The sequence below is a fragment of the Leifsonia sp. SIMBA_070 genome, assembly GCF_046534635.1.
In the GTDB taxonomy this organism is placed as follows: Bacteria; Actinomycetota; Actinomycetes; order Actinomycetales; family Microbacteriaceae; genus Leifsonia.
Genome location: NZ_JAWRYK010000001.1, coordinates 3,271,575 through 3,297,999, shown reverse-complemented (window position 1 = coordinate 3,297,999; position 26,425 = coordinate 3,271,575). Strand labels below are relative to the sequence as shown.

Here is a 26,425-nt window from a genome sequence, read left to right as displayed (position 1 = left end):
ACAGAATTTCAGTCGGCAATGGTGCGTGCTTCGTCCTTGTGCTGGAGCCAGCCGAGGTAGCTTCCGGTGAGTTCGCGCAGGTCGAAACCTGCGCGGCGTAACGCTTGCGCAGCGACAATGTTCCGCGCACCCGATTGGCAGTACGACACGACCGGGCGATCTGCCGGTACTTGGGCTTTGTCTCGGAGGATCCTGCCGGCACTGACATTTCGCGCTCCGGGAATGTGCCCCTCCTCAAATTCGCCCTGCCCGCGGACGTCCAGGATTAGCGGATCTGTCAGCATGTCCAGATCGGCCGGGGGAATCTGCGCGGACGGTACCAGCGTGAATCCCTCCAATGTTGTGACGAACCCAGCAATTCGGTCGATACCGACTCGAATCAGATGGTCACGGATCGTGTCGGCCTGGTGCTGGTCCTTCGCCAACAGCAGGAGGGGACGCGTGTCGCTCTCCGGATCGAGTGCCCACGCACCCCAGCTGGCGGTTTTTCCCGTGCCAGGGATCGCCAATGCCCGGATCGGGGTGCCCGTGCGCACTTGGTCCGGTGTCCGGGTGTCGATGAAGATCGCCTCATCGTCTGTGACCAGGCGAAGGGCATCGTCGTGAGGGACGGTCGGAACAGGGCGGAGGTCGCCGAGCAGCGCTGGTCCGTCCCGGTTCTCGCGCTTCATGCGCGCAAAATATGCGTGCGCATCGGGCTGTCCGTTCAAGAGCTCCGCGACGAACGCCTCTCGGTCGCCACCGACCAAGGGGGCCCACCAGGCATATCGACGCTCGTACCCGACAGTTGTCGCGGGGATCGCGCCAAGGCTCTTCCCGCATGCGCTGCCGGCGCCGTGCGCGGGATACACCTGAACATGATCTTCCAGCGTAAGGAAAACGTTGCGGAGACTGTCGAACATCTGATGAGCGCCCTGGAACCGGGTGTCGTCGCCTCCCGCTGCCTCATCGAGCAAATCAGGTCGGCCGACATCGCCCGCGAAAACAAAGTCACCGGAAAGGAGGTAACCAGGCTGATCCGCGAACGCGCCGTCAGTGACCAGAAAGACCAGATGCTCCGGGGTGTGACCCGGTGTGTGTCGAGCCTGAAGACGGACATTGCCAATGGTGATGACATCACCATCATGTAAGCGTTCGGCGTCGAAACCGTATTGCCAGTCCTGGCCGCCCATACCCGACACGTACAGCCGGGCGCCCGTCGCCCTGGCGATCTCGCGCGAGCCCGACAAGTAGTCCGCGTGGATGTGCGTCTCGGTGACCGCGACGATGCGCAGATCGTTGCGCTGGGCCGTGTTGATGTATGAACGGATGTCGCGCCGGCCGTCGACGCGATTGCTTCGCCGGTCTGTTGACATCCGATGAGGTAGCTCGCCTGGGCAAGATCATCGTCATAGAAGCGTTCAAGCAGCATGGAGTCCTCCTCGGGGTTCCTTCGCCAGCTTAAACCCCCTAGGGTATTGTGCAATGGTTTGTCGCCTCCGATTCGCGCGCCGCATGAGCCGTGTACGACCACTAATCGAGCGGAATGCGAGGCTTCTCGCTCAAGGGATCGAGGCGGGAGCTGCGAGCGGATTAGACGCCGTAGCGGGATGGAGGATGGCATGAGTAACCCATCGTCAAGCGCGTGGTGGGACGAGAGGTATGCCGAAACCACAGCGGGGAGGCTCTGGGCCGCGTCTGCGCCACGGGTTGTTCTCGACGTTGCGGCAGAACTGCGCCCGGGCAGGGCACTAGATGTCGCCGCCGGCGATGGTCGCACCGCAACCGCGCTCGCCCGACAGGGCTGGTCCGTGACGGCCATGGACTTCTCGCCGGTGGCACTTCAACGCGCCCAGACGCGTCCGGGCGCCGAGCAAGTGGCATGGGAGCTGGGCGACGTGCACACCTGGAAGCCACCAGGCGTGTTCGATCTTGTGATCGTTGCGTACCTTCATCTCAGGGATAACCAGAGCACCCTCCGTCGCGTGTCCGGCTGGGTCGCGCCCGGCGGGACGCTTCTCATCGTCGGTCACGACGAAACCAATCCATCGCACGGCGGCCACGGGCCCACCGAATCCGCCGTTCTATACAGTCCGCAACTTCTCGCCAGCGTTGTGGGCGATGAGTACACGATTCTGCGCAACGAGACCATCCATCGCGACGACACAGACCACGAGACTGCTGCCGGCGGCGATACCGGTGTTGACACGGTGCTCCGGGCGCGACGCGCCGGATAGCGGTCGTTATTTCATCCAGAAGGTCGCTGGCACCCGTGGTGTTTGCCACGAGTCGTCCAGCTTATACCCCGTAGGGTATTAGAAGCCGACGGATGACTAGAGGAGACTTGATGCCGCCCACTACTGCCCGATCGCCTCGACGGCCTCTCCTGCTAGCTGCTGTAGCCGCCACAGTTGTGGTCCTAGTCGGAGGTGCAACGGCGCTCCTTGTTGGCGCCCCTGGTCAGGGAGGGTCTCCGCTAACGGCGCCACCGACGGCGAAAACACCCTCGGCTAGCGCGATTCCTGAGCTCAGTCGTCGGAACGCGAACGACCAGCGTGCTCTTGGGAAGGTGGATGCGCCGGTGGTCCTCATTGAGTGGTCCGACTACCGATGTCCGTTCTGCGGTGTCTTCGCTCGTGATACGCAGCCCGCGCTCGTTCGGGAGTATGTCGACAAGGGGCTTCTTCGAATCGAATGGCACGATATGCCAGTCTTTGGCGATCAGTCGATTGACGCTGCGGTAGCTGGTCGTGCCGCCGCAGCCCAAGGACGGTTCTGGCAGTTTCACGAGAAGGTGTATGACGTCGCGCCATCTCGTGGCCATGCAGACCTATCCCGGGAGAGACTTCTCGATCTCGCCCGGCAAGCCGGTGTCCCGGACATGGCCGCGTTCGAAGCAACGCTCGACGACGTCGCGGTCCGTGCCGACGTACAGCGTGAGCAGCAGGAGGGATATGCCCTCGGCATCACTGGAACTCCAACCTTCCTCATCGGATCGACACCATTGGTGGGAGCGCAGCCTGTCGATGTCTTCCGGGATGCCATCGATCAGCAACTCAAGGCTGGCACGTGATGTCTATCGGATTTGCCGGCGCTCTAACCGGCGGAGTGCTTGCCCTGTTGAGTCCGTGTTCGGTGATGCTCCTGCCAGCGTTCTTCGCTTTCGCGTTCGACCGGACACGGACGCTGATCGTTCGAGTGGTCCTGTTCTTTCTTGGTCTGCTGTCAACGCTAGTTCCCCTTGGAGCGGCGGCCGGAAGCTTGGGAGCGTTGATCCAGCAATATCGCGGACCACTCGTCCTGGCCGCGAGCATCCTGGTCATCAGTATCGGCGCGCTGCAGGTCTTAGCCGTCCCGCTCCCTGGTCTTGCCCGGAAGGGGAGTGGTGACGCGAGTTCACCGGTTGGGGTATACGTGCTGGGCACGGTCTACGGCGTGGCGGGCGTGTGCGCAGGACCAGTATTAGGAACCATCCTGACTGTCGCCGCATTGGGCGGCGATCCGCTCCAGGGGGGGATCCTTCTTGGCTTTTACGCGCTTGGAATGGTGGTCCCGCTATTGCTGCTGGCGCTGATGTGGGCACGGTTCGGTGGCCGCGTTCGTCGTGCGATTCGTCCGCGGAGCCTTCGGATCGGCAGGTGGGAAAACTCCTGGGCAACGATTGTCGCAGGCGCATTCTCGATCAGCATCGGTGTTCTGTTGCTCGTCACCGACGGCTTGAATGGAGCGGTCGGGATCCTGAGTTCCGAACAGCAAGCAGCAGCGGAGAGCGGGGCCCTTGCGTCAGCAGCCGGGATCAGCAACGCCGCAGTCGTCCTCGGGTTCACTGCCCTTGCGCTGGCGGTAATCGGCGTGTGGGCGTTGCGGAGCGCCCGGTCGGCGCGAGGTCATGGATCTGCCAGACAGGCAACAAGCACATCTGACAGCGGGAGCACGGAGCCATGACAATGCACCAACGGTGGCGGATCGCGGCAACGAACCTTCGGGGGTGGCCTCTGCGCCGCTGGATAGCTGCGGTGGTGTCTGCGCTGCTGGTCACCGTTACCATCGCCGTGCCGACCGACTTGATCGAGACACCGCTGTTCAGCCGCGAGGTCCCGCCCACACCGTGGGCGTGGCCTGTGCTGGCTGTGACCGCCGCTCTCTCCGGCCTACTGACGGCAACCTACGTTGCTCGCCCCGCCGCAGTAGGTATTCCGCGAAGCGGTAAATTCGGTATGGCAGGGGCGCTCTTGTCCTTCTTCGCGGTCGGATGCCCGGTCTGTAACAAGCTGGTGCTGTTAGTGCTCGGGGCCTCCGGCGCGATGCAGTACTTCGAGCCCATCCAGCCCTACCTTGCGGGAGCATCCATCGGCATCATGGTCTGGGCTCTATGGCGACGTATCACTAATGAGGACTCCTGCCCCGTGCCTCGCATTCGACCGGAGTTACCTTCACGCCTCGACGGGTAACAAATCCGGTTACTGAATCGACCTGGCTTTGGTTCCTAGGGTTCCGTGGCAGGCGGGTGCCAGGAGGGGAATTCGCGCTCAGTGTAGAGGCTGTTCTCGACTTCGGCGGGGGCCTAGTAGTCGAGCTCTCGGTGGAGGCGCTGGTTGTTCCACCACCAAGCCCACTCGACCGTGGTTAGCTCGACCTGCTCGATGGTGCGCCAGGGTCCCCGGCGGCGGATCAGTTCGGTCTTGTAGAGCCCGTTGACTGCCTCGGCGAGAGCGTTGTCGTAGCGTCCTCAACCGTTCCTGTGGACGGGATTGCGCGAGTTCGAGGGTCCGGTCGGTGTACACCAGCGACATGTAGTTCGATCCGTGGTGGGAGTGGTGGGTGAGCCCGGACAGGTCCCCGCCGGCGGCGAACGCCGCCATCTCCAGCGCCTGCAATGGCAGGACGTCCGCCTTCAGCGTGCCAGCGACGTTGAAGCCCACGATCCGGCGGGAAAACACGTCGGTCTCGAATGCAGCATAGGCGAACCCGGACCAGGTGCGGACATAGGTTATGTCGGCGCGACCCCTGCTTTCCGTGGGCCGGCTGCGGTGAACCGGCGTCGCACGAGATCAGTCGGCCGCGCCCCAGCCGGGTCCGGGCGGGTGGTGAACACCCGCTTCGAGCGGCGAGCCCCGGCCAATCCGAGTTGACGCATGATCCGACCGGTTTGGTCCCGGCCCAGCGCCCACCTTTGCCGACGCATCAAAGCGTACATCTTCCGCACCCCACAGACTCCCTAGTTCTTCGCGTGCAGCCGAGCGATCTCCCCGGAGCACCTCGTCCGAGAGCTGCCGGGCTGAGGGCGGACGGGTCGTCGCTGCCTGAAAGCCGCGGGAGGTGATGAATCCAGTCTCTGTCGCCGCGCGGACGCGACAGATGGCCTCGACCCCGAAACGGTCCCTCATCGCATTGATGAAGGCGATCACCGCGTCGTGGGCCGGTCGAGTTCCGCGGCGAAAAACGCCGACGCGGCCTTCAATGTCTCGTTCGCGCGACGTAGCTCCGCGTTCTCCCGCCGCAACCGCTTCAACTCCATGCTCTCCGACGTCGTCACGGCCACGCGGGAACCGGCATCGATCTCGGACTGACGGTGCCACCGACGCAGCCCCTCGGCGCTGATCCCGAGCTTGGTCGCAACATGACGGATCGCTTCGAACTCGGACTCATAATCGGGCAACGCCTCCTTCGACGGCCGCAACGCGCGCTGCCGAAACTCCGGCGGATACTTACGAGGCATGACTCCATCTTCCTAAAGGAAGCGGAACCAAAGCCAGGGCGATTCATACCCGAACTGGGGTAATGCCTGCTTCCCTGTGGTTCGCTTATTGCCTGAGTTCCGGGGCTACTACGACGTAGCGAAGGGGTGCTTTAGTGTGAGGCGAGGAATACCACGCTCAGGCCCGTGCTGGTGGCTGCTGCGATCGCGCAGCAGGCCAGGACGAGTCGCCGTCGCCGTTGCGTGTGGGGTCGGCCGGACATTGTTCCCCACATATACGCGTTGAGCTGTACTCGGTGCGCCTCGTAAACGATGTCCATGGTGCCCGGAATCTGCGGGTCCAAGGCGCCCGCCTGATAGTTCCGTGTGATCCGATCGGCCTCTTCGAGGGTCATTTGCGTGTTGGCCGACGATTTCTGTGCGATGTGCAGCGCGCGGGTATTACCTCGGGAGTGCCTCTCGCTCATTTGACTTGGCCGTCAGCCATGTCGACGGTGGGTGCGTCGGGCGCGTCTTTGGCCGGGCCGATTCCGATCGGGATGCCGGCCTCGGGGTGGTTGAGGTCGAACGCGGGCGACTCCGAGCGGATGCGCGGGATGGAGGTGAAGTTGTGGCGCGGTGGCGGGCAGCTGGTCGCCCACTCGAGCGATCGGCCGTAGCCCCACGGGTCGTTGACGGTGACCTTCGGCGCGTTGCGCGCGGTCAGGTAGACGTTGACGAAGAACGGGATCATGGAGATGGCGAGGATGCCGGCGCCGATCGACGAGACCTGGTTCATCCAGGTGAAGCCGTCGGACGGCAGGTAGGTCGCGTACCGGCGGGGCATGCCGACCACGCCCAGCCAGTGCTGGATGAGGAAGGTGGTGTGGAACCCGATGAACAGCAGCCAGAAGTGCCACTTGCCCAGCCGGTCGTTGAGCATCTTGCCCGTCCACTTGGGCCACCAGAAGTAGAACCCGGCGAACATCGCGAAGACGACGGTGCCGAACACCACGTAGTGGAAGTGGGCGACGACGAAGTACGTGTCGGACACGTGGAAGTCCAGCGGCGGCGACGCCAGGATGACACCGGTCAGACCACCGAAGGTGAAGGTGATCAGGAAGCCGATCGACCAGAGCATCGGCGACTCGAACGTGAGCGACCCTCGCCACATCGTGCCCAACCAGTTGAAGATCTTTACGCCGGTGGGGACCGCGATCAGCATGGACATCAGCGAGAACCAGGGCAGCAGCACCGAGCCGGTGACGTACATGTGGTGCGCCCACACCGTGATCGACAGGGCGGCGATCGCGATGGTCGCGTAGATCAAGGTCTTGTATCCGAAGATAGGCTTCCGGCTAAACACAGGGAAAATCTCGGACACGACCCCGAAGAACGGCAGCGCGATGATGTACACCTCGGGGTGACCGAAGAACCAGAACATGTGCTGCCAAAGCAGAGCTCCACCGGTGGCGGCGTCGAAGATGTGCGCCCCGAACACCCGGTCGGCGGCGAGGGCGAACAGTGCGGCTGCGAGCACCGGGAACGCCATGAGAATGAGAATCGAGGTCACCAGGGTGTTCCAGGTGAAGATCGGGATGCGGAACATCGTCATACCGGGCGCGCGCATCGTGATGATCGTCGTGATGAAGTTCACCGCGCCGAGGATGGTGCCGAACCCAGATAGAGCGAGCCCGAGCACCCAGAGGTTTCCTCCGATCCCGGGTGTGAACGTGGTGCTGGAGAGGGGGGCGTAGGCGAACCAGCCGAAGGAGGCGGCGCCCTGCGGGGTGAGGAAGCCGCCCATCATGATCGCGGCTCCGAAGGCGTAGAGCCAGAACGCGAACGCGTTCAGCCGCGGGAACGCGACGTCTGGCGCGCCGATCTGCAGCGGCATGAGCACGTTGGCAAAACCGGCGAACAGCGGCGTCGCGAACAGCAGCAGCATGATCGTGCCGTGCATGGTGAACAGCTGGTTGTACTGCTCCTTGGTCGCGACCACTTGCAGACCCGGCTCGAACAGTTGGGCGCGGATGATCAGCGCCATCACGCCGCCGATCAAGAAGTAGAGGAACGACGTGATCAGGTACATGTACCCGATCGTCTTGTGATCCGTTGAGGTCACCCAGCTCACGAACACATTTCCCTTGCGCTCAACGCTGTTTGACTCGCGGGTGATCGGACGGTTGTCGTTAGTCATGACCATGGTGCGACTTATCTCCTGTGAGGTGTCAAGTGTCGGTGTCAGGTGCCAAAAGTCAGCGGCCGCCGAAGCCGGGAGTCGAGCAGGAGAGGCAGATCAGCGTGGTCGATGCTGCTGCAGTGCTCGCGACAACGAGGCCGATGAGGAACAATTGCACATCTTTCCGGGCGGTGGTCTTTCGGATCAGCGAAAACGCGGTCTCTGTCGTCATGGCCTGATGTACGCCCAGCCGGCCCATTGCTTCTGTACCAGTTCTGCGATGCCCGACGGCACGGTTGTGACTCCTTGAACCAGCGCGCTTTCCGGCAGGGACTTGCGCTCAAGAGTATTGGCGCAGGCTGATACGACCACGCCCTTGGCAACGATCGTGTTGATGTCGGATGCGAACGAACTCTCAGCGAGGACCGCGACGATCCCTTCGCCGTGAGCCACTACTTCGATCAGCGTCTCCGAGCCGAGGCTGGCGAGCACATTGTTGACGTTCCGCACCGCTGCCGCGATCTTTTCCGGACCGCTCTCCGAGAGCTGAAAAACTACCCCGCGCTCCGTCTGCTCTGTCACGACACCTCCCATTATTCGCGCACTAACGGTTACAACACTAAACCCCCAGGGGTTTACCGCAAGAGGGGCCAGGCCGAAGCCCTTTCGCAAATGGTTTACTTTTGTGATCCTTTGGCGCATAGTGGAGGCGTGGGCAGAACAATCCAGGTCGACGTGGTGAGTGATGCATTGAAGCGATTGCGCCACGCGACGAATTACCAGCTGCACCAAGAGGCGGTGCGCTCGTTGCCGCGGCTCTCGATAGCGTCGGTACACCGAATTACGGCGCGCTTAGTGGACAGTGGGCATGCCCGTTACGCACCCAGCGATGGCCGAACCGTTGTGCTGGACGCTAACCCGGACCCACATGACCACTTCAGATGTACATCGTGCGGGGGAATGTTCGACATTGCCCTTGGCCCGGCAGTGGTCGATCAGATTCAAACCCAACTAGGTCGCAACATCGTCAGGGACGGGATAACTGTTCACGGGTGCTGCGAGGTATGTGCCGAAGCAAGTCATCCCAACGATTGAAGGAACGACAATGAAATTCTCAAAGTTCATGGCCAGCACAACGGGCCGCATCACGCGTATCGTGGCCGGCCTGATTATCATCGCGATAGGCGCTCTCCTTTGGTCGGGCTGGGGCGTCGTGCTGATCATCGTCGGCCTGGTTCCTCTAGCGGCGGGCATATTCGATTGGTGCGTGATTGCGCCGCTTCTTCGGCTCCCGGTGAGCGGCGCTAAGATCCGAGCCCGCGAAGCCCGGTAAGGCACTGAGCCGTCGGTCAGAAGTGCGACTCCAGCACTACCTCGCCGGACGCAGCCACATCACCGTGCGTCACCGCATGACCACGACCGCCACGCCCCTCGATCGCTGATGATCCCGGGCCCCCGCAGCGCTTCGCCCTGCTCTGGCCCCGCTCGTCCGGCAGCGCGGGACTGGCTGCTGTCGTCGTCCGGTTCTGGCGTTACGGGGCAGCACCTTTGGTCGAAGGACATGGGCCTGCATCTGCTTGAGAACGCTGTAGTGCCCGGGCCGGCCACCCTAGACTTCGCGCTAATTTCGGCGCTCAATGCGGTCGTCACCTTCGTCGACCCCGCGATCGGCGGTAGGCTCCGGCGCGACCGCTGATCATACCTGTACTCAGATCCTCGACTGCCTCGCTAGAGCCGTCCTGGCGCATGGCGCACCTTGTTGCCGAGGTTGCCGCCACCGTGGCGTAAATGTGTTCACGCCACGACCCTGTGACCCCGAAGAGCTAACACCCCAAAGGCTTCTCGAAGCTCGCTCCGGAGTCGGGGCCAGCCGATCTCGCGGGCATAAGCCGGTCGCGGACGTCGGAGATCGACTGGAAGTTCCGCTGTGCGCCACTGCGCTCGTGGAAACATGTTGAGCCGCCTGCGGCGGCGCTGCACCTGCTGCCTTGTTTGTCTTTCCGCCGGGCGATCGTAGCTCGTTTCCGGTTCTCCGTGCCGGGCTTTCGCGGCATATCCTCCCTCGCAAGCTCGGTCCGGTATTCCACGGTCACGGCACTGCGCCCCTCCCACTCGCTCTCGATCTCGCCGCCGGAAGGCAAACAAGAACTCTAATGAGACCGGTTGGTCTGGGACTGGCTGGCAGACTGACGTCCGGGTTGGCGTCGCGTGACTCAAAACAAAAATGGCCCCTCGGGTGCCTTTCGATCGATCTGTCCGTGCGCCGAACTGGGCGTCGGTTTGCTTGTTCCGATGGCTTGATAGAAGGTCGTCCGCGAACCGGTGAAACCGGCTCGTGTGACTCATAAGAGTTCCGCCTCGAAACGTCTCCAGACCGACGAATTGGATTGTTCGTTCAATGGAAGGGGACCATCGGAGTGAGCTCCGTGGCTGATCACTATGACCACGTCGTCGGCGTCGACACGCATGCACGAACACACACCTATGCCGTTCTGGAAGCAGGAACCGGGCGCCGTCTCGATTCGGCGACGTTCCCAACGACGGGGAACGGGCTCAGCCGGGCACTGGCTTGGATCCGCCGGCGCGCTCAAGGGCGGCTTCTCGTCGCGATCGAGGGCGCGAGTTCCTATGGCTCCAACCTCAGACGCGCGCTGATCGGTGCCGGCATCGACGTATGCGACGTCCGGCCGCCGAAGCGGGCGGCTCGCGCGTGCCGCGGCAAGTCGGACGAGATCGACGCCATCGCCGCGGCTCGGACCGCGCTCGCCTCGGACGTTGAAAGGCTCACGACGCCACGTTCGGACGGACTCCGCGCGGCGCTGCGAGTGCTGTTGGTCGCCCGGCAGTCGATGGACAGCCGCCGCACGGCGGAGCGGAACGCGCTGACCGCCCTGTTGCGCAGCTTCGACCTCGGCATCGACGTACGCAAGCCGCTCACCGACACCCAGGTTCGCGAGATCGCCGGCTGGCGACACCGCGCGACTGACGACGCCGCGATGACCACGATCCGGCAGGAGGCTCGCAGGCTCGCGGCCTCGGTCCAAGCGCTGACCCTCCAACTCGCCGAGAACCAGGCCGCGTTCGCCGCACTGGCAGGGGCGTCGCCGTTGGAAGCCTCGAGTGGGAACACGACCCGGCATCGCCTGAACCGGCACGGCGACCGGCAACTGAACCGGGCGTTGGATGTCATCGCGAGGGTCCGGTTAAGCTGCGATCCCTCGACCCGGGATGACCTGGCCAGACGGCTCGCGGAGGGCAAGAGCAAACGCGAGATCCGCCGCAGTCTGAAGCGCTACACTGCCCGGCAGCTGTTCCGTCACCTGAGCGTGGTCATGAGCTGAACCGGGTGGGCCAGCCAGCTGGCGGGCCAGGGAAGCGGGGCCGCACGGAGGCGGCGCTGTCTTAGCTGGATGGAACGCCTTCGGCGTGCTGTTTCCCTTAGGTTTTCTTTCCGATCCGGCAGCCGATCATAGCGAGCTCCACCAGCTACGTTCCCTCCACTCGCTTTTTGCAGACTCCACTCGCTGCGCTCCCTGCGCTTAGCAACCACTCCCTCCGGGCACTGCGCTGCCTGCGCCCGCTCTCGATCTTTGTGCCGGAACGGCAAGAAAAACGATCAGGAGCAGGACAGCACCAACGCCCCCACCTGGTCACGCCGGCCCGGCGACCAATTTGACACCGACCCATAGAAGGGTCGATCGACAGGGAGTGAACGATCATGCGGGTATTCATCATCGACACCACACACATGGGTCCGGAATTGCAACGGGGACTGATCGGAGTGGTCGGCTCGACCAGTCCGACATCGGAGGAGAAAAAGGAGTGCGTGGACACCGTGTCCCGGTACGCGATGGATGGGTGGGCCATCGCTGCCGACCCACACACCCCGATCGGGCATTTGGCCGCGCTCACTGCCGAGACGGTGTGCGTGCCATTCCTTTCACTGAGCCGGTTGCCGCAACTACGGGGACAGGTGACGGCTGGGCCGGTGGCCGGCCCGCGAGTCGGCGGGCTCAACTGATCAGCTTTGGGGGTGGTATTCGGGTGGGTCCCACCTTTTCGAGGTGGGACCCACCCGGACCCGTCAGGCTTCGGGGCTGACGGTAACTGCGACGTCCGTTGCTTGTGCGCTGCCGCTGGTGACGATCTGCTCGACGCCGCTGAGGCTGTAGCCCCAGACGGCGAGCTGGCGGAAGTAGTCCGTGTCGGTAGGGGAGGGGGTGCGCCAGGTCTGCTTGCTAGTGATGCTCTCGCATGCACCGAGCACGATCGCAAGGGCGACGTGCTGCGCCTTGCTAGGCGTCTGCTCGATCAGGGCGGCGAGCTTGTCCGCGTCGAAGTACCCGGGTCGTTCAACTCCGAGAAGCTGGTGGGCGAGTTCGTTGCCATCCCGGGTAGCCGCGCTGACGGCCAAACGATGCGTGGTGAGCCCGCGCGCGATCATCACGGCGGTGTCCTTCGGCAGCGTCTTGCGCGACAACAGGGTCGTGAGCCATTCACGGCGGACGACTTCGGCGGACGCCCAGGCCTTGTTGTTGGCGATGAGAGTGCGGCGCTCGGCCTTCTGCTCGTCGGTCATCGGGCCCTTGTTCGGTTGGCTTGCTCCGTAGGTGTGGAAGCCTGCTGCCGTAGCGTCGCGGATGAAGTAGCTGATGGTCGCGTCGCCGTCGGCGTAGACGCGCACGTGGGCGGCACGTCCCTCGATGCTCTCGATCTGTTCGACGGTGACCCGTTCGTTGTCGGCGGTGAGCAGTTCGCCGATACGGCTGTACTCGGTGTTGTAGTAGCCGGGGTCAGTGTCGAGGATCGTGTACCCGCGTTCGGCGAGGTCGGCTTCGGCGTCGGCTTTGACCTTGGCCCTGGCTTTCTCATCGCGTGTCCGCTGGGCTGCGTGCGCGAACTGCGCCGGGTCCTTTGTCGCCACATCGATCAGGTCGGCCCGGATCTCGTCGTCGCCGTCGAACTCGATCAGCACGGCCGCCTGGTCCAGCGTGAGCGGGTGCTCCTGGATTGCGCTCGCCGCAACTTGGTTCTCGGTCACTGCAAGCGCGGTCTTGACCTCTCTGGCTTTGGTTTCGGTGCGCCGGGCGATTGCGGTGACGGTGAGTCCTTCGAACGCGAGTTGCTGGAATGCTGCGGCACGCTCACCGTCGGTGAGCGCTTCGCGTTGGTCGTTTTCGACCATCTGCTGCACGATCCGTTCGGTCGCTGCTTTGTCGGCGTCCAGGAGGTAGACGGGGATGGTGGCGAGTCCTGCTTCCCGCGCCGCGAAGACCCGGCGTTGTCCGGCGCGCACGGTTACGGTGCCCTTCTCGTTGAGGTGTCCGAGCACCGGGGTGAGGATTCCGTTTTCGCGGATGCTCTGCACGAATGCGGGTGTGATGGGTGCGGAGGGTCGCATGTTTGTCTCGAGTATCAGGGAGTGGGGGTCGAGGTGTTGGATGGTTCCGGCTGCGGTGGTGCTGTCGCTCATGGTTTCTTCTCCGACCAACTGTTCTTGTTCGCCTGTCTGGCAAGGGGATCGATGGAGAGCGGGAGTGGGCGGAGTGCCGGGACGTGGAATACCGCAGGGAGCGCAGCGAGTGAGGATATGCCGCGAAAGCCCGGAACGTAGCCCGTGGGAGCGAACTACGATCGGCAGGCCAGGGAGACGGATGCCGGGCAAGCACAGGGTCGCGCGCGACTCCGGTCCTCCCGTGCGGCAGGGGTAACGCAGATCAGGAGCGAACGGTCGCGGGCTGTCCGGCGACGTCGAGTGCGAGAAGTCGTTCGGAATCGATCATGATCTGCCTCGATTCGGTCAGAGAACAGACCTTGTCCCGCTGTTCGCGTGCCCCGTATGGCGGAGGGCTGGTTTCCGCATCTAGCGTCGAGGGCGCCGGGATTGGCTCGGTGTCCAACGCGGTTTTGTGGCGCACAATTGGTGCATGAAGATCGAAGTGCTCCACATTGGCGACTGCCCGAACTGGGAAACGGCCGGTGGTCGGGTCAAGGAAGCACTCGCTCACCTCGGCGACACCGTCAACGGTGGTCAGTTTCCGATTGCTCAGCACACCCGAGCAGGCCGCCTTGGTGCCGTTTGCCGGATCGCCGACCATCACCGTTGACGGCGAAGATCTCTTTCCCAGCGACGGAGGCACCTCTGATCTCGCCTGCCGGATCTACTACACCCCGGACGGGCTTGCGGGTCTGCCCACGGTCGACCAACTGATCGAGGCGATCGAACGTCATGAGCGGTGAGGAAACGGTGGTGTGTTCGTGCTGCGGCCGCGACCGATCGCGACGCACAGTTCACATGCTCGATGTTGGTGCTGCCTACATTCGCCGACGCTGCGGGTTGTGGGTAGCGCTGCGATGGCGGCGGGACACGTTCTAGCCCAGGAACCGGCCTTGGGATGAGCGCCGTAACGGTCGATGTGCACAACCCGCGAGTTCGTGCCCCACCGTTCCTTCAACCTCGTCTATGTCAGTGCGCGCTGTGTTCCCGCCCTGCGCTGTTGTGGTTAAGATGGCGGCTCGGGGGCGCCGCCCATCATGCGCAGCATGCTGAGGCTGCCGGTGCGAAAGAAGACGACGAGAAGGAACCCTGCGAGGGCTCGCCTGGTTCGAGGTCCGCACCGGACGGGAGCTCAACTCCAAGAGCGTGCAGGCTGACGCGAAGCAGCTGATCCTGTGCATCTACCTGTCGGGACCGTGTTCATCGGCCTCGTGCTCAATAGCCTGTTCGGCTGGTGGTGGGCTGACTCTGTAGCCGCGCTCGTCGTCGCCGTTCTCGCGATCCGCGAGGGCCTCGAGGCATGGCGCGGCGAGGTCGAATCAGCATTCGATGTCCTCAGAGAAACGCACGAGGACTGACGCCTGATACACATGGGGGGCGGTGTCGTAATGGGCTGCTGTGACCCGCACAATTGTGCGCCCCGAGCTCTGCGAGCCCTGCTGTAACTGCTGAATGAGCCGCTAGACGCCGGTGAGGCGTAGCAGGCTGCGTAGCCCGGCTGGGGTTCCTGGCCAGTTTCGTTCGAGTGCGGCGTGACCGGCGTGTTTGACGGCGAAGCGGAGGACGACGGCGACGATGATCGCGTCGTCGGCGTATCCGAGTACCGGGATGAAGTCGGGGATCAGGTCGATCGGCGAGAGCAGGTAGACCAGGAGGAGGAGCAGCCAGATCCGGGGTGCGCGGGGTACATGCTTGTCGGTGCTCAACCGTTTGATCAGCCGGATAACGTCGGGCGCGAGCCGGGCGATCTCGCGCCAGTTCGTTTGATTTCCGCTACGCCGCTGCTCCCACCAGAGGAAGACGACCAGTGCCAGCCAGAGCAGTACGAATCCGGCGGCGACGCCGATGAGAATTTGCGCCCATTGCGGCACGGCGTACTCCGTTCGACAGCTCTCAGGTGGCGGTGATGACGCCGGTGAGGAGCAGCACGGCGACGAGCACTGCCAACCCAATCCGATACCAGATGAACACGGTGATCGGGTGGTGGGCGACGATGCGCAGCAGCCAGGCGATCGCCGCGTACGCGACCACGAGGCTGACGATCGTCGCCAGGATCGTCGGGAGCCAGCCGACGGATGCACTGATCGCACCCGTCTGCGTGACCCCTTCGTAGCCGCCCGCCGCCACGAGGGCCGGGATCGAGAGGAAGAAGGAGACGCGGGTCGCCGCCACCCGGTTCAGTCCGCGGAAGAGGCCGGCGCTGATCGTGGCGCCGGACCGCGAGACGCCGGGGATGAGCGCGATGCACTGGAACAGCCCGATCACGATCGCGTCGACGATGGTGACGTTGCGTTCGTCGCGTTTCTGGGTGGCGACGCGTTCGGCGGCCCACATCACGATGCTCCAGAGCACCAGCGCGGCGACGACGACCCAGAGATTGCGCAGGCCGCCCGAGATGAGGTCTTTGGCCAGGAAGCCGACGATGCCGATCGGGATGGAGCCGACGATCACGTACCAGGCGAGCCGGTAGTCGGGGTCGTCTCTGGCCCGGCGGCTGCCGAAGCCGCGGATCCAGGCGAGGAAGAGCCGGGCGATGTCCGACCGGAAGTAGATGATCACGGCAAGGATCGCGCCGACCTGGATGATGGCGGTGAAGGCGGTGACACCCTGGTCGTCGACGGTCAGCCCGAGCAGCTTCTCGACGATGGTGAGGTGACCCGTGCTGGAGACGGGCAGGAACTCGGTGATGCCTTCGACGATCCCGAGGATCAGGGCTTGCAGCAGGTTTATCCGTCGCCTCTCATCGTGACGGTGTCAGCCTTCCGGCCGGGCACCGAGAAACTGCTAAGCCGCCCGATCGGCGGCCACGGTGAAGCGTAGTGCACCTCCCCAGGGTGAGACGGCTGCAGCCCGCGTCGTTCCTTGGTGTGCGAGGGAAGGTCTGTCATGCTAGCTGGTGCGCGTTCTCGCGGCGGCGGTGGGGCTCACCGTAGGTAACCTCGGCACTGGCGCCGACAACAGTCCCTGTCTCGACAATTTGTGCTGTCTAGAGATAGGGAAAGCTGTTGACTGTTTTCAGGAATCCGTTCGCCCGCGACTCCTCTGGTGTGTTGTTGTGACCGCCGAGTCGGACCCGTCCGCAGCCGGAACCGGCGACCCGTCCGGCGACGAACCCTGGTTGTCGCCCGGTGTTGGCAGTATTGCTGCGGCGAGCTTCTTCTCCGATTCGGGGCATGAGATTGCGACGTCTGTTCTGCCGAGCTTTCTCACCAGTGTTCTACACGGGTCGGCCGCCTCCCTGGGCGTGATCGAGGGAGTTAGCGATGCGCTGACCGGCGTGGCGAAGCTGATCGGCGGGCCGTTGGCGAACGATCCGCGGCGCCGCCGTGTGATGGCCACAGGCGGCTATCTGGTGACGGCCGTTGCCACCGCGGCGATCGGCCTCGCAACCGCTGTGTGGCAGGTGGCAATCCTTCGTGCCCTGGCGTGGGCGTCGCGAGGCGTGCGCTCACCAGCGCGGGATGCGATGCTCTCCTCGCTCGCACCGCGCCGCGCGTACGGGCGAGCGTTCGGGCTGGAACGCGCTGGGGACAACTTGGGGGCGGTGGTCGGACCGCTCGCGGCCGCCGGGCTTGTCGCCTGGCTAGGGATTCGGCCAGCGATCTGGTTTGCGCTGATCCCCGGCGTTCTCGCCGCGATCGCGATCGGCTTCGCCGCACGCGAGGCGCGTCGGCACGGGGATGGTGTCCGCCAGAGGGTCCGCTTCAACCTCGCTGGGCTGCGCACTGCGGGGCTCGGTAGACCGCTGCTGCCGATTGTGCTTTTCGAGTGCGGAAACCTGGCAACCACACTGCTGATCCTGCGGGCGACGCAACTGTTCCAAGGGCAGGGAATGACGGCGACCGCTGCGGCGTCGACGGCCATTCTGATCTATGCAGCACATAATGCGGTGGCGGCCGGAGTGTCGATCCTGGGCGGCCGGTGGATCGATCGAACCGGACCGCGGCGGGAGTTCGCGGCCGGAGCGCTGGTCTACGTGCTGGGTTACGCGGTATTCGCTTTTGGGCCCACCCCGTGGTGGGCGATTCTGATGGCCTTCGCGCTTGCCGGCGCGGGCATCGGATTCGCTGAGACAGCAGAGTCTGCGCTGGTGGCTCAGATCCTTCCCGATCATCTGCGCGGGAGCGGGTTCGGCGTCATCGGCGGCGTGCAGGCGGTCGGGAACATTGTTGGGACCGTCGTCGCCGGCATCCTGTACACAACCGTCTCCCCAACCGTCGGGTTCCTGTACGCGGCGGCGTGGATGCTGCTCTCGTTCGCCGGATCGATCGTGCTCCGGGTCCCGGTTAGGAGTCGGCGTGGTTGAGCCGGTTGAGGGTGACAGCAGGTTCGACCGACCGTTGAGCCGGGACGTTGATGCTGTGTTGAGCTCAGAGGAAGTCCGGGTGTTGTGGGACTTCGTACACGGCGACATCATGAGCGGCCCCACCCGGCAGCGGCTGCAGGAGTACTGGGGCATGTGTCCCCGGCACTCCTGGGCGTACGCGGTTGCCGAGATCGAACTGTGGGAGGCCGGAGCGGGTGCCCGCGGCGGGCATCAACCCTTTGATCTCACGGTCCTCTACACCGATCTTCTGCAGACGATGGCCGGCCGGCTCAGCAGTGGACGCCGGCACCGTCAGATCAGGTCGCTCGAGCGGCATGGACAGTGCGTGATCTGCGCCGACGTGCGCGGCGGCACACCGTCCGGCATCGTGGTAACCCACGCCGGCATGGATCTGCAAGAACTCACCCGCGAAGCCAACGAGATGCGCTTCACCACAGAATGGCTGATCGAAACTCGTCCGCTCTGGGCCGCAGCCGTCTGTCCCGAGTGCGCGAAGACGTGGTCGGTCCCCGCCCAGCCGGGGACCCTTCCCTGCCGCGCCCACATGCTGACCGGTCAGGCGTTCAGCGACGCGGCTCTGGAACTGACCCGCACGATGTTGGTGGAGTTGGCGGGACAGGTGCGGGCATTGACGGATTCGATGACCCAATCGGGGTTGCCGGCCACAGAACCGGTGAATGCGTCGTGGGTGAAAGCGGTGAGCTGGTTCAGCGGTTGGGACTTCCCTCTGACGCTTACCCGGTCATCGTAGAAGGCGCGAGATCCACCGCTTGGATGCTCCAAACCCCGTCGGCGCGTAACAGCTCGTTGACCGATCCGGTGGGTGCAGCGATTTCGCGCACCTGCGGGTCGAGTGCGCGCAGTAGCGGTCGGATCACCGCGTCATGGGTGACCACGACGACGGCGCCCTCCGGGTACTGGTCGAGGACGGCATCAAGCGCGGGGCGGGCGCGGGCCAGCACCTGGCTGACCGGTTCCACGCAGGGGGCGGCGTCGACACTTCCGAACTCGGCGATCACCTCGGCTTTCACGTGCCCGGTCCACGGGCCGTAATCCCGGTCATTGAAGCGGTCATCGGCGTACGCTTCAACGCCGACGGCATCCGCGATCGCCCGGGCCGTTGTAACAGCTCTGGTCAGGGGGCTGGAGAATACAGAGACCACGCCTTTGTTCTGCAAGTAGAGACCCAGGGCAGCGGCCTCTGCCTGACCAACCTCGTCCAGCGGCGGGTTCGCCAACCCGCGCAGCCGGCCTTCCGCGTTGAGCACGGTTTGCCCATGTCTGGCCAAATAGAGGTGCTGTTTCCCTGCGTGCGGCGACATGTGTCCTCCTCTTTAGTTCACCGGCTGGGTCTGCGGCCGGGAATCCTGTGCGTCGAAAATACGGTCGTAGACGTCTTCCCCGAAACTGGTGGGCAGCGGCGGCCCGACGACGAGGCGGAAGTCGCGGTTCCCACTCTGGTCCCTGTTCGCTCGCAGGAACAGCGCCTCAGCGTGCCCCTCGGTGAAGTAGCGGTGCGCGAAGTCATACAGGTGCGTGACAAGGGCCACCCGGACATCTGCTGCGGTGAGTGCCCCAACCAGGTGCCGGAGGATCTCGGATCCTTCACGTTCGTTGGTTGATGCGAACGATTCGTTCAGCAGCAGCAGACTGCCGGGCCGGAGCTGATCGACGATGCTGCTCATCCGGGCGAGCTCTTCATCAAGCTTGCCGCTTTGCATCGAGGCGTCTTCCTCCCGTTTGAAATGGGTGAAGATCCCATCCCGCACACCGGTTTCAAAGTCGTCGGCGGGGACAAAGAGCCCGCACTGGGTGAGGAGTTGCGCTTGGCCCACGCTGCGCAGAAAAGTGGACTTCCCTCCACGGTTCGCGCCGGTGATGACCACTGTGGAACGGTCGAAGGCGTCCACTTCGTTCCCGATGACGGGGTCCTGGCTGATCAGCGCGAGTGCTGCATCGTAAAGGTTGGCCGATCGGAAGCCGGCGTTGGCTGTCAGCGTCGGAATGCAGGTGCTGGCGCCGGCGCGGGTGAGCGCGTCCTGGAGGTTGATCGCGGCGAGGTAGAAGCCGAGTTCCGTGCGCAGCATGGTGAAGAAGTTCTTGATGTGTTCGGTCGACTGGGCAAGAGCGCTGGCGACCAGGCTCAGGCCGTGATTGCGTAGATCCGAGAGAGCGTTGAATCCGGCCTCATCTCGGTCCGCGATGGTCATCGAGTGGGCTGGGTGGGCGAAACCGAGCCGTTCGAAAAGAGTCACTTTCTGCTGCAGCGGTCGCCGAAGCACCAGTTCGGTGCCCTTGTTTGCGTGTCCGAGGCGGGCGCTGATCAGCACGCCGTGCCGGAACCGCAGCCGGCGCAGATGGTCGTCGATTTCGGCGAAGTAGTCGTCGGAGAGTTCGGCGGTCAGCATCCGGCAGAGCTCGGTGAAGGCTGGCGAGTGGAAGCCGGCGGCGTGCTCATCGGCGATCAGCCGGAGTTGGCGCAGGTGGAGGATGAACATTTCCAGCGCCTCGACCGAGCGATGCAGGCTCGAAGTGGGCGAGCCCAGCCCCCAGCCGTAGATCTTCTTTTCTTCGGCCAGCGTTTGCACGCACACCGCGTACAGGCTCCGGAGCACCTCCGGACAGTTCAGTGCGTCGGTCAGCGCCTGTTGCCGGTAGGTGATGCGCTCCGGGTCGGTCAGCGGTTGCAGCAACGCAGCCTCGGCGACGTTGCGGAGGAAAGCGTCGTCGTTTGCCATCGCGGTCACGATCGCGTTCAGTTCCAGGTCGGCACCGAGCTGGAGCTGCAGCCGGGTGGGGCGGATCGAAGTATCGAAGTCGATGTCCTTGAAAAGCAGGTGGGCTTTCATGCGTGGATCCTTTCCCGCAACCGTTCCGCCGTCAGCCCGTATCGGGCCGCGATCGCCGTGGCGTGCGCGAGCCCGTCCGCCGGCCGACGACGAATGCGGAAGGTGCGCGTGGTGACCTCAGCCGGGTCGACCTCAGCGACCATGCTGACCGTGCCCGGCCCAAGCGCCGAGAGCTCGTCGACGAACGTGACATACACCCCGAGCGCCCCCAGGGTGATGATCCGGTCGAGGATCTGTGTGCCGAGGAAGAGGGCGTCGTTCACGGTGGTCGAGGTGAAGATCTCATTCAGGATCACGATGCTCTCCCCGCTCGCCTGCTGAAGGATCGCGTGAACACGCAGCAGGTCGTCCTCAAGCTTCCCGGTGAGGTTCTGCAGATTCTCCTGCCGTTCGAAGTGGGTGAAGACGCGGTCGAACAGGTGCAGCGTCGCGGACGACGCGGCAACCGGCAGACCCAGCGCTGCCAGATAATGCAGCTGACCGAAGGCGCGGGCGAACGTGGTCTTGCCGCCCTGGTTCGCGCCGGTGACGACAAGGACGCGCTCCTCACCGGTGAGCGAGAAGTCGTTGCCGACGACCGGGTGTGCTCCTCCGGCGAGCTTCGCGGCCAGCACCAGGTCGACGGCGTCGCGCGCCGAACCCGTGGGCTCCCTGGTCACCGTCGGAAGACACGTGGCCAGGTCGGGGATCCGTTCCAGATACTCCAGGTAGGCGAGGTAGAACTGCACCTCCCGGTCGAAGCGTGCGATCATCGCGGATTGGAACACGGCGTGTTCCTGCACGAACCGGGCAAGAGCATCGAACACATCGGGGAACACCTCACCGACCAGGCCGAGGATCCCCGCCTCGACATGGTTCATCGCAACCGGATCCTGGCGGCTCTGCAGCTTAGACGCGACCTCGCCCTGCCGAAACTTCGAGAACGTAGCGGCGACGTCGGCGCTGTAGTCGGCTTCCTCGGTCAGCGGGAACACGCTGACTCTGCCGCCGTCGATCAGGAACTTGTACCTGATCTGCTCGAGCCGGTCAGTGGTCTGGTCGGCATCCTCCGCGAGCGTCGAGAACGCCTCGGAGGCCACGTATTGATCCAACTGGTCGCGGAATCGCAGCATGCCGGGCGAGGCCAGCTCGGCATCCATAAGCCCGGAGGCCAGGCCGCCGACGGCTCGCAGATAGCAGGTCACCGCCTCCAAAGCGACCCGCTGCTTCTGCTGCCGGTAGCGCAGGGAATCAGCCTCGGCCAGCAGGGTCCGCATGGCGCGCATTCCCTCCGCGAAAACCCGGATGCTATCCCTCACCCGCGGTTGGGTGAGGTCCTGGATGACAGCGTGCCGGAACTGCACCGCAGCAGCACTCGTAAGCGGTGTGAAGAAGTACGGCCTCAACTCGTACTGGTCACGGCCGGCAGTCAGATCAGCGACCAGTCGGTCAAGATTCAGGTCGCCGAACGCATCCGGCTCGACCTCCACCAACTCGATGGCGGGCTCGTTTGGGGAGGAGGCGAAGAGGATGCTGGCCGAAGGTGCAGTGTTCTCTGCCAATGGGGTTCTCCTCTACCTGGACGCCGTGCAGCGCGGTGGTGCAGGTAGAAGCCATTAGCGGACGGTCCGCGGTTGTTGGCGAGCTTCATCGCCACTGACCAGTGTGCACCCGGACGGTGCAGGTCACAATACGTTGACCGCTGTGTACGATCTGGCAGACTAGGCGCAGCGCACAGCGCTGCGGTGGTGGGGCTCACCGCGAACAACCTCGGCGCAGCCGACAACGGTCCCTATCTCTCCCTTCGGGCGCGCCGAACACGAGATAGGAGCCGGTCATGACCGAACCCACCCCCACCGATCCCCGCCGGGTGATCCTGGTCGGAGTTGAAAGCGGCCGCCCCGACACGGTGCTCCAGCAGGCCGCGGAACTGGCGCGCGACCTCGGCTGTGAATTGGTGTGCGCACACGTCGACCTCGGCCGATACACCGTCGAAGAGAACCCCGACGGCTCCGTGCACTCACTCCCCCTGGACCCCGACCTTCCGGAATTGGACGAGGACAGCTTCGACCCGAAACTGGCGGCTCAGATCGAACGAGTCATGGGCCCCACCGGGGTGACCTGGAGCGTGCGCGCCCTCGCCGGTGAACCGGCCCGGGCGCTTGCCCACCTGGCGAACACACTGAACGCGCGGATGATCATCGTCGGCACCCACGAAGCGAGCCTCCGACGTGGGATGCGCGAATTCTTCCGAAGCTCGGTCGCCGTACATCTCGCCCACCGCCAGAACCGGCCGGTCCTGGTCATTCCGCTGTCCCCGGTGACCGACGGCGGGGCGCTGCCGTGGGAGTGAGACTCGCCGAGCTCTACCTTCTCCGGCACGGGGAGAGCACCGCGAACGCGGACGGGCTGTTCACCGGCATCACCGACGTGCATCTGACCGCCGCCGGCATCGCCGAAGCCGAACACGCCGCACAGCTCCTGGTCGAATCCGGCGCCGTGCCAGATCGGATCTGGACATCCACCTTGTCCCGGACGGCCGAAACCGTTGCCGCAATGCTGCCTTTCTTCCTCCCGAGAGTTCCCCAAGTGATCGCGGACTGGCGGCTGAACGAACGCAACTATGGAGCGCTGACTGGCCTCTCCAAAGCCGCCGTCGCAAGCAGATACGGCCGGCAACAATTCCTCACCTGGCGACGCTCCTACGCCACCGCACCGCCGCCAATGGATCCCGCCCGGTTGGACGAGCTCGCACACACCGAACCCTTCCACTCCCTCCCCCCAGGAGCCCTGACCAGCACCGAATCGTTGGGTGACGTGGTCAAGCGGGTCACCCCGTTCTGGCAGGAACAGCTCAGCCCCGGCCTCACCCTCAGTGCCCGCACCCTGGTTGTGGGGCACGGGAACTCGTTGCGAGCCCTGGCCATGCTCATCCAAAACCTCAGCATCCCCGCCATTGAGCAGCTGAACATTCCAACCGGCCACCCGTTGAGGTATCGTTTCGACCTCTCCCCCAGAACGCCCGAACTAGTCTCGGCTGACTATCTGGACCCCGCCGCTGCCGTCGAAGCTGCCACTCTGCTCGCCCGCCAAGGCGGAACCTAGCGCCAGCCTTCCCCGCCCCGATCCCAGTAACCGAACCGGAACGCATGACCTACGAACGCCTGAACAAGCGCGAACCCGACCGTGCCGACGACCTGCCCATCGACCCCGACCTGGAGGTCGAAGAGCCTCAACGCCGCGCGCCGCGGCCGATCCATTTGCACTGGAAGTACATCGGTCTGGTCTTCGTCGGCGGGGCCATCGGAACCTGCATCCGTTACCTGCTTTCCACCGCGATCCCCGTCTGGCAGGGGCTGCCGATCGCGACCTTCACCATCAATGTGACCGGCGCGTTTGCGCTCGGATGGCTGCTGGAATCACTCTCCCGTGGCGGCCCTGACCAAGGCCTGCGCCGGGCTGTGCGCCTGTTCGTGGGAACCGGGATCCTCGGCGGTTACACCACCTACAGTTCCTTCGCCGTCGACACCGACGGGCTCATCGCCTCAGCCCAAATCGGCAACAGCATCCTCTACGGTGTGGCAACTGTCCTCGTGGGCGCCGCCGCTTCTCTGGCCGGCATCATCATCGGCGCCGCCGTGCACCGTGCCCGCGCGAAAGCGAATGCACGGTGATCGCCTGGGTTGTGCTCGCCCTCTCCGCAGCCGGTGGCGCCGGAGCGGCCCTGCGCCTGATCACCGACGGCCTGGTCAAAGCCCGCGTCCGCATCGCCTACCCACTAGGCACCACCGTCATCAACATCACCGGGTCTTTCGTGCTCGGCCTGGTCACCGGGCTCGCCCTCTCGCACTTCCTCCCCACCGAGTGGCGGCTGATCCTCGGCACCGGGTTCCTCGGCGGATACACCACGTTCAGCACCGCCAGCTTCGAAACCGTGCGCCTGGCCCAAGACGGCCGCTACGCCGCGTCCGCGATCAACGGGTTCGGAATGCTCGCCGGGGCGCTCCTGGCCGCAGGCCTCGGCCTCTGGCTCGGCGGCCTTTTCTGAGAGATCACAAATTCGCGCTTCCACCCGGCGTCGTTCTCTGGCAAGCTGACGCGTGACGCTTCGGCGTCTCGGCGGTGGGGCTCGCCGACACCAACCTCGATGCCGACAACAGTCCCTATCTCAAGCGATCCCCCATGCTCAGAGATAGGAGACCCCATGGTCGACCACGGCTACACCGGACACATCGATCCCACCCACCAGGGCCACTACGTCAGCCACCCCGACGCCCACCCGATCCACATCGAACGCGTGGACGCCCGGCAGATTCTGGACTCCCGGGGATACCCCACCGTCGCCGTGACAATGCACCTTGGCGACGGGGCGGTGGTTACCGCATCAGCTCCCGCAGGTGCCTCCACCGGAGCTTTCGAAGCGGCCGAGCTGCGCGATGACGGGTCGTCCTACTCCGGTCGCAGCGTCCACCGTGCCGTGAGTTCGGTCACCGACGAAATCTTTCCGCTGCTCTCCCGCAGCCGCTGGTCCAACATCCGCGAGGTCGACCACGCGATCGGGGCGCTCGACGGAACGGAGAACCTTGCACGCCTCGGTGCGAACGCCGTGGTTGCGGTATCCATCGCTACTGCGCGGGCGTTCGCCCACGCCGCGGAAGTGCCACTGCACGTCTGGATCGCACGAGTCACCGACAGCACCGAACGGATGCCCGTCCCCCACTTCAACGTCCTCAACGGTGGCGCGCACGCCGCCAACCCGCTCGAGTTCCAAGAGTTCATGATCGCCCCCGTCGGCGCAGCCAACGAGGAAGCCGCCGTCGAAGCCGGCGCCGAGATCTATCACGCCCTCGCCGCCCGCGTGAAAGCGAAGTTCCACACCGCTGGGCTCGGCGACGAGGGCGGATTCGCCCCCGACATCGCCAGCCCCGAAGAAGCGATGACCCTCCTTGTCGCTGCCATCCAAGACGCCGGCTACACACCCGGCCTAGATGATGTGGCGATCGCCATCGACCCGGCCGCGAACGGCTTCTACGAACGCGATGGCCAGTACAAGATCGCCGGCAACCTGCTCTCCCGTGATCAGCTTGTCGACTACTACCTGCGCCTGCTCGACGAGTTCCCCCTGCGCAGCATCGAAGATGGCTTCGCCGAAGACGACCACCAAGGCTGGAAACTTCTCTTCGACGCGGTCGGCGACCGAACCCAGCTCGTCGGCGATGATCTCTACGTCACCGACATGCGCCGCATCGCAGACGGGGCGAAGAACCGGTACTCCAACGCAGCCCTCATCAAGCCCAACCAGATCGGCACGGTCACCGGCACGCTGGACGCCATCGAAACGGCCAAACGCCTCGGCATGCAGGCAATGGTGTCACACCGCTCCGGTGAAACCCTCGACACCTTCATCGCCGACCTCGTCGTCGGCACCGGCGTCGGCCAGATCAAATCCGGCGCGCCCGCCCGCGGCGAACGGATCGCGAAATACAACCGCCTCACCGAAATCGAAGCCATGACCCCACGGATTCCCTACGGCCTTCTGCCCATCACCACCCCGGCGACCGAAACAGTCTCCCCCTAAGCCGCTCGCGACTCTCAGGAGTCCACGCCTGACGCGAGCCGAGAGGGAGCGCTTCCCTACACCAAGCGCTCCCTCTCACCTCGCACCATCCCTGAGGTTGGCCCCGAGGCAGCGGTATCACCCGGCCACAGGTTAGGCGGGAGGCCTGGCGTGTCGGAAGTGCAGTCGGATGTTGATGGATTCCGCCCTGACCGCCGATGCTCGGCAACGCTGTCCCGATTCTGCTAGTTGCCAGTGATCACGTGCTCGGCCGGAAGCCTGGTACCCGACGGCCGCACCAGCGCTCTGGGTGCGGGTGAACGGTCTTGCCGCACTCGTCGGCCATCCCTCTCGCCTTCCCCGGCCTGACCCTGGTTT

General features: G+C 64.5%; 28 protein-coding genes, 2 pseudogenes and 1 riboswitch. Of the genes and pseudogenes, 19 read left to right on the top strand and 11 right to left on the bottom strand.

Going from position 1 to position 26,425, the window contains the following annotated elements; genetic code table 11:
• Positions 1–8: 8 nt before the first annotated feature.
• Positions 9–1,411: pseudogene (locus tag SB754_RS15495) on the bottom strand (MBL fold metallo-hydrolase).
• On the opposite strand from SB754_RS15495, the gene SB754_RS15490 reads away from it, so the two are divergent.
• From SB754_RS15490 to SB754_RS15475, 4 genes are all read left to right on the top strand, one after another.
• Positions 1,410–2,216 (top strand): class I SAM-dependent methyltransferase, encoded by an 807-nt coding sequence (locus tag SB754_RS15490; RefSeq protein ID WP_410783202.1) that lies wholly within the window; start codon positions 1,410–1,412, stop codon positions 2,214–2,216. The pseudogene SB754_RS15495 and the gene SB754_RS15490 overlap by 2 nt on opposite strands.
• A 92-nt stretch (positions 2,217–2,308) precedes the next feature.
• Positions 2,309–3,052 carry a DsbA family protein gene (locus SB754_RS15485; RefSeq protein WP_410783201.1) on the top strand — a complete coding sequence of 248 codons (744 nt, stop codon included), beginning with the start codon at positions 2,309–2,311 and terminating at the stop codon, positions 3,050–3,052.
• The gene (locus tag SB754_RS15480; RefSeq protein ID WP_410783333.1) at positions 3,052–3,924 is read left to right on the top strand and encodes a cytochrome c biogenesis CcdA family protein; all 873 of its coding nucleotides are present in this window, start codon (positions 3,052–3,054) and stop codon (positions 3,922–3,924) included. The genes SB754_RS15485 and SB754_RS15480 overlap by 1 nt, the downstream gene beginning before the upstream one ends.
• A gap of 71 nt (positions 3,925–3,995) precedes the next feature.
• Entirely contained in the window at positions 3,996–4,430 is a 435-nt protein-coding gene (locus tag SB754_RS15475; RefSeq protein WP_410783200.1) for a hypothetical protein, read from the top strand.
• Positions 4,431–4,543: 113 nt separating this feature from the next.
• Here SB754_RS15475 and SB754_RS15470 read toward each other — a convergent pair.
• The 4 genes and pseudogenes from SB754_RS15470 to SB754_RS15455 all read right to left on the bottom strand — a co-directional run bounded on the left by SB754_RS15470 (position 4,544) and on the right by SB754_RS15455 (position 8,420).
• Positions 4,544–5,698, bottom strand: a pseudogene (locus SB754_RS15470) (IS3 family transposase).
• Between the two features lie 442 nt (positions 5,699–6,140).
• Positions 6,141–7,862 (bottom strand): cytochrome c oxidase subunit I, encoded by a 1,722-nt coding sequence (gene ctaD / locus SB754_RS15465; RefSeq protein ID WP_410783199.1) that lies wholly within the window; start codon positions 7,860–7,862, stop codon positions 6,141–6,143.
• A 52-nt stretch (positions 7,863–7,914) separates the two neighbouring features.
• The gene (locus SB754_RS15460; RefSeq protein WP_410783198.1) at positions 7,915–8,070 is read right to left on the bottom strand and encodes a hypothetical protein; all 156 of its coding nucleotides are present in this window, start codon (positions 8,068–8,070) and stop codon (positions 7,915–7,917) included.
• Positions 8,067–8,420, bottom strand: coding sequence for a DsrE family protein (locus SB754_RS15455; protein WP_410783197.1), 354 nt, complete (start codon positions 8,418–8,420; stop codon positions 8,067–8,069). The genes SB754_RS15460 and SB754_RS15455 overlap by 4 nt, the downstream gene beginning before the upstream one ends.
• A gap of 90 nt (positions 8,421–8,510) precedes the next feature.
• Here SB754_RS15455 and SB754_RS15450 point away from each other — a divergent pair, with 90 nt between their 5' ends.
• From SB754_RS15450 to SB754_RS15435, 4 genes are all read left to right on the top strand, one after another.
• Positions 8,511–8,933: a Fur family transcriptional regulator gene (locus SB754_RS15450; RefSeq protein WP_410783196.1), complete on the top strand. Its 423-nt coding sequence runs from the start codon at positions 8,511–8,513 to the stop codon at positions 8,931–8,933.
• A 10-nt stretch (positions 8,934–8,943) separates the two neighbouring features.
• Positions 8,944–9,171: a DUF2892 domain-containing protein gene (locus SB754_RS15445; RefSeq protein ID WP_410783195.1), complete on the top strand. Its 228-nt coding sequence runs from the start codon at positions 8,944–8,946 to the stop codon at positions 9,169–9,171.
• A 1,084-nt stretch (positions 9,172–10,255) separates the two neighbouring features.
• Positions 10,256–11,179 (top strand): IS110 family transposase, encoded by a 924-nt coding sequence (locus tag SB754_RS15440; protein ID WP_410783194.1) that lies wholly within the window; start codon positions 10,256–10,258, stop codon positions 11,177–11,179.
• 377 nt (positions 11,180–11,556) lie between these two features.
• Positions 11,557–11,859 (top strand): hypothetical protein, encoded by a 303-nt coding sequence (locus SB754_RS15435; protein ID WP_410783193.1) that lies wholly within the window; start codon positions 11,557–11,559, stop codon positions 11,857–11,859.
• A 63-nt stretch (positions 11,860–11,922) separates the two neighbouring features.
• Here the strand turns inward: SB754_RS15435 and SB754_RS15430 are convergent, their stop codons facing one another.
• On the bottom strand, positions 11,923–13,311 hold the full coding sequence (locus tag SB754_RS15430; protein WP_410783192.1) for a ParB/RepB/Spo0J family partition protein: 1,389 nt from the start codon (positions 13,309–13,311) through the stop codon (positions 11,923–11,925).
• 454 nt (positions 13,312–13,765) lie between these two features.
• Here SB754_RS15430 and SB754_RS15425 point away from each other — a divergent pair, with 454 nt between their 5' ends.
• The 3 genes from SB754_RS15425 to SB754_RS15415 all read left to right on the top strand — a co-directional run bounded on the left by SB754_RS15425 (position 13,766) and on the right by SB754_RS15415 (position 14,693).
• The gene (locus SB754_RS15425; protein WP_410783191.1) at positions 13,766–13,945 is read left to right on the top strand and encodes a hypothetical protein; all 180 of its coding nucleotides are present in this window, start codon (positions 13,766–13,768) and stop codon (positions 13,943–13,945) included.
• Complete coding sequence (locus tag SB754_RS15420; RefSeq protein WP_410783190.1) at positions 13,881–14,078, top strand: hypothetical protein; 198 nt, start codon at positions 13,881–13,883, stop codon at positions 14,076–14,078. The genes SB754_RS15425 and SB754_RS15420 overlap by 65 nt, the downstream gene beginning before the upstream one ends.
• A gap of 453 nt (positions 14,079–14,531) precedes the next feature.
• The gene (locus SB754_RS15415; RefSeq protein ID WP_410783189.1) at positions 14,532–14,693 is read left to right on the top strand and encodes a hypothetical protein; all 162 of its coding nucleotides are present in this window, start codon (positions 14,532–14,534) and stop codon (positions 14,691–14,693) included.
• Between the two features lie 102 nt (positions 14,694–14,795).
• Here the strand turns inward: SB754_RS15415 and SB754_RS15410 are convergent, their stop codons facing one another.
• On the bottom strand, positions 14,796–15,206 hold the full coding sequence (locus tag SB754_RS15410; RefSeq protein WP_410783188.1) for a YkvA family protein: 411 nt from the start codon (positions 15,204–15,206) through the stop codon (positions 14,796–14,798).
• A gap of 22 nt (positions 15,207–15,228) precedes the next feature.
• Positions 15,229–16,011: an undecaprenyl-diphosphate phosphatase gene (locus SB754_RS15405; protein ID WP_410783332.1), complete on the bottom strand. Its 783-nt coding sequence runs from the start codon at positions 16,009–16,011 to the stop codon at positions 15,229–15,231.
• Between SB754_RS15405 and SB754_RS15400 the strand changes: the two genes are divergently transcribed.
• From SB754_RS15400 to SB754_RS15390, 3 genes are all read left to right on the top strand, one after another.
• Positions 15,988–16,155, top strand: coding sequence for a hypothetical protein (locus tag SB754_RS15400; RefSeq protein WP_410783187.1), 168 nt, complete (start codon positions 15,988–15,990; stop codon positions 16,153–16,155). The two genes, SB754_RS15405 and SB754_RS15400, sit on opposite strands and share 24 nt — an antisense overlap.
• Before the next feature lie 235 nt (positions 16,156–16,390).
• On the top strand, positions 16,391–17,641 hold the full coding sequence (locus tag SB754_RS15395; protein WP_410783186.1) for an MFS transporter: 1,251 nt from the start codon (positions 16,391–16,393) through the stop codon (positions 17,639–17,641).
• Positions 17,634–18,413 (top strand): hypothetical protein, encoded by a 780-nt coding sequence (locus SB754_RS15390; RefSeq protein ID WP_410783185.1) that lies wholly within the window; start codon positions 17,634–17,636, stop codon positions 18,411–18,413. Before SB754_RS15395 ends, SB754_RS15390 begins: the two co-directional genes overlap by 8 nt.
• On the opposite strand, the gene SB754_RS15385 is transcribed toward SB754_RS15390, so the two are convergent.
• From SB754_RS15385 to SB754_RS15375, 3 genes are read right to left on the bottom strand one after another with little or no spacing between them, the layout of a single operon-like run.
• Positions 18,397–18,984 carry a histidine phosphatase family protein gene (locus tag SB754_RS15385; RefSeq protein ID WP_410783184.1) on the bottom strand — a complete coding sequence of 196 codons (588 nt, stop codon included), beginning with the start codon at positions 18,982–18,984 and terminating at the stop codon, positions 18,397–18,399. The two genes, SB754_RS15390 and SB754_RS15385, sit on opposite strands and share 17 nt — an antisense overlap.
• A 12-nt stretch (positions 18,985–18,996) precedes the next feature.
• The gene (locus SB754_RS15380) at positions 18,997–20,511 is read right to left on the bottom strand and encodes a MutS-related protein (protein WP_410783183.1); all 1,515 of its coding nucleotides are present in this window, start codon (positions 20,509–20,511) and stop codon (positions 18,997–18,999) included.
• Positions 20,508–22,052 carry a MutS-related protein gene (locus tag SB754_RS15375; protein WP_410783182.1) on the bottom strand — a complete coding sequence of 515 codons (1,545 nt, stop codon included), beginning with the start codon at positions 22,050–22,052 and terminating at the stop codon, positions 20,508–20,510. Before SB754_RS15375 ends, SB754_RS15380 begins: the two co-directional genes overlap by 4 nt.
• Positions 22,053–22,090: 38 nt before the next feature.
• A riboswitch (Fluoride riboswitch) is annotated at positions 22,091–22,154 on the bottom strand.
• Positions 22,155–22,327: 173 nt separating this feature from the next.
• Between SB754_RS15375 and SB754_RS15370 the strand changes: the two genes are divergently transcribed.
• The 5 genes from SB754_RS15370 to eno all read left to right on the top strand — a co-directional run bounded on the left by SB754_RS15370 (position 22,328) and on the right by eno (position 26,068).
• Positions 22,328–22,843: a universal stress protein gene (locus tag SB754_RS15370; RefSeq protein ID WP_410783181.1), complete on the top strand. Its 516-nt coding sequence runs from the start codon at positions 22,328–22,330 to the stop codon at positions 22,841–22,843.
• Entirely contained in the window at positions 22,840–23,595 is a 756-nt protein-coding gene (locus SB754_RS15365) for a 2,3-bisphosphoglycerate-dependent phosphoglycerate mutase (protein WP_410783180.1), read from the top strand. The genes SB754_RS15370 and SB754_RS15365 overlap by 4 nt, the downstream gene beginning before the upstream one ends.
• A 44-nt stretch (positions 23,596–23,639) precedes the next feature.
• Positions 23,640–24,164 (top strand): fluoride efflux transporter CrcB, encoded by a 525-nt coding sequence (gene crcB, locus SB754_RS15360; protein WP_410783179.1) that lies wholly within the window; start codon positions 23,640–23,642, stop codon positions 24,162–24,164.
• Positions 24,161–24,538, top strand: a complete 378-nt coding sequence (crcB, locus tag SB754_RS15355) for a fluoride efflux transporter CrcB (RefSeq protein WP_410783178.1) — start codon at positions 24,161–24,163, stop codon at positions 24,536–24,538. Before crcB (SB754_RS15360) ends, crcB (SB754_RS15355) begins: the two co-directional genes overlap by 4 nt.
• Before the next feature lie 156 nt (positions 24,539–24,694).
• On the top strand, positions 24,695–26,068 hold the full coding sequence (eno, locus tag SB754_RS15350; RefSeq protein ID WP_410783177.1) for a phosphopyruvate hydratase: 1,374 nt from the start codon (positions 24,695–24,697) through the stop codon (positions 26,066–26,068).
• Positions 26,069–26,425 lie beyond the last annotated feature (357 nt).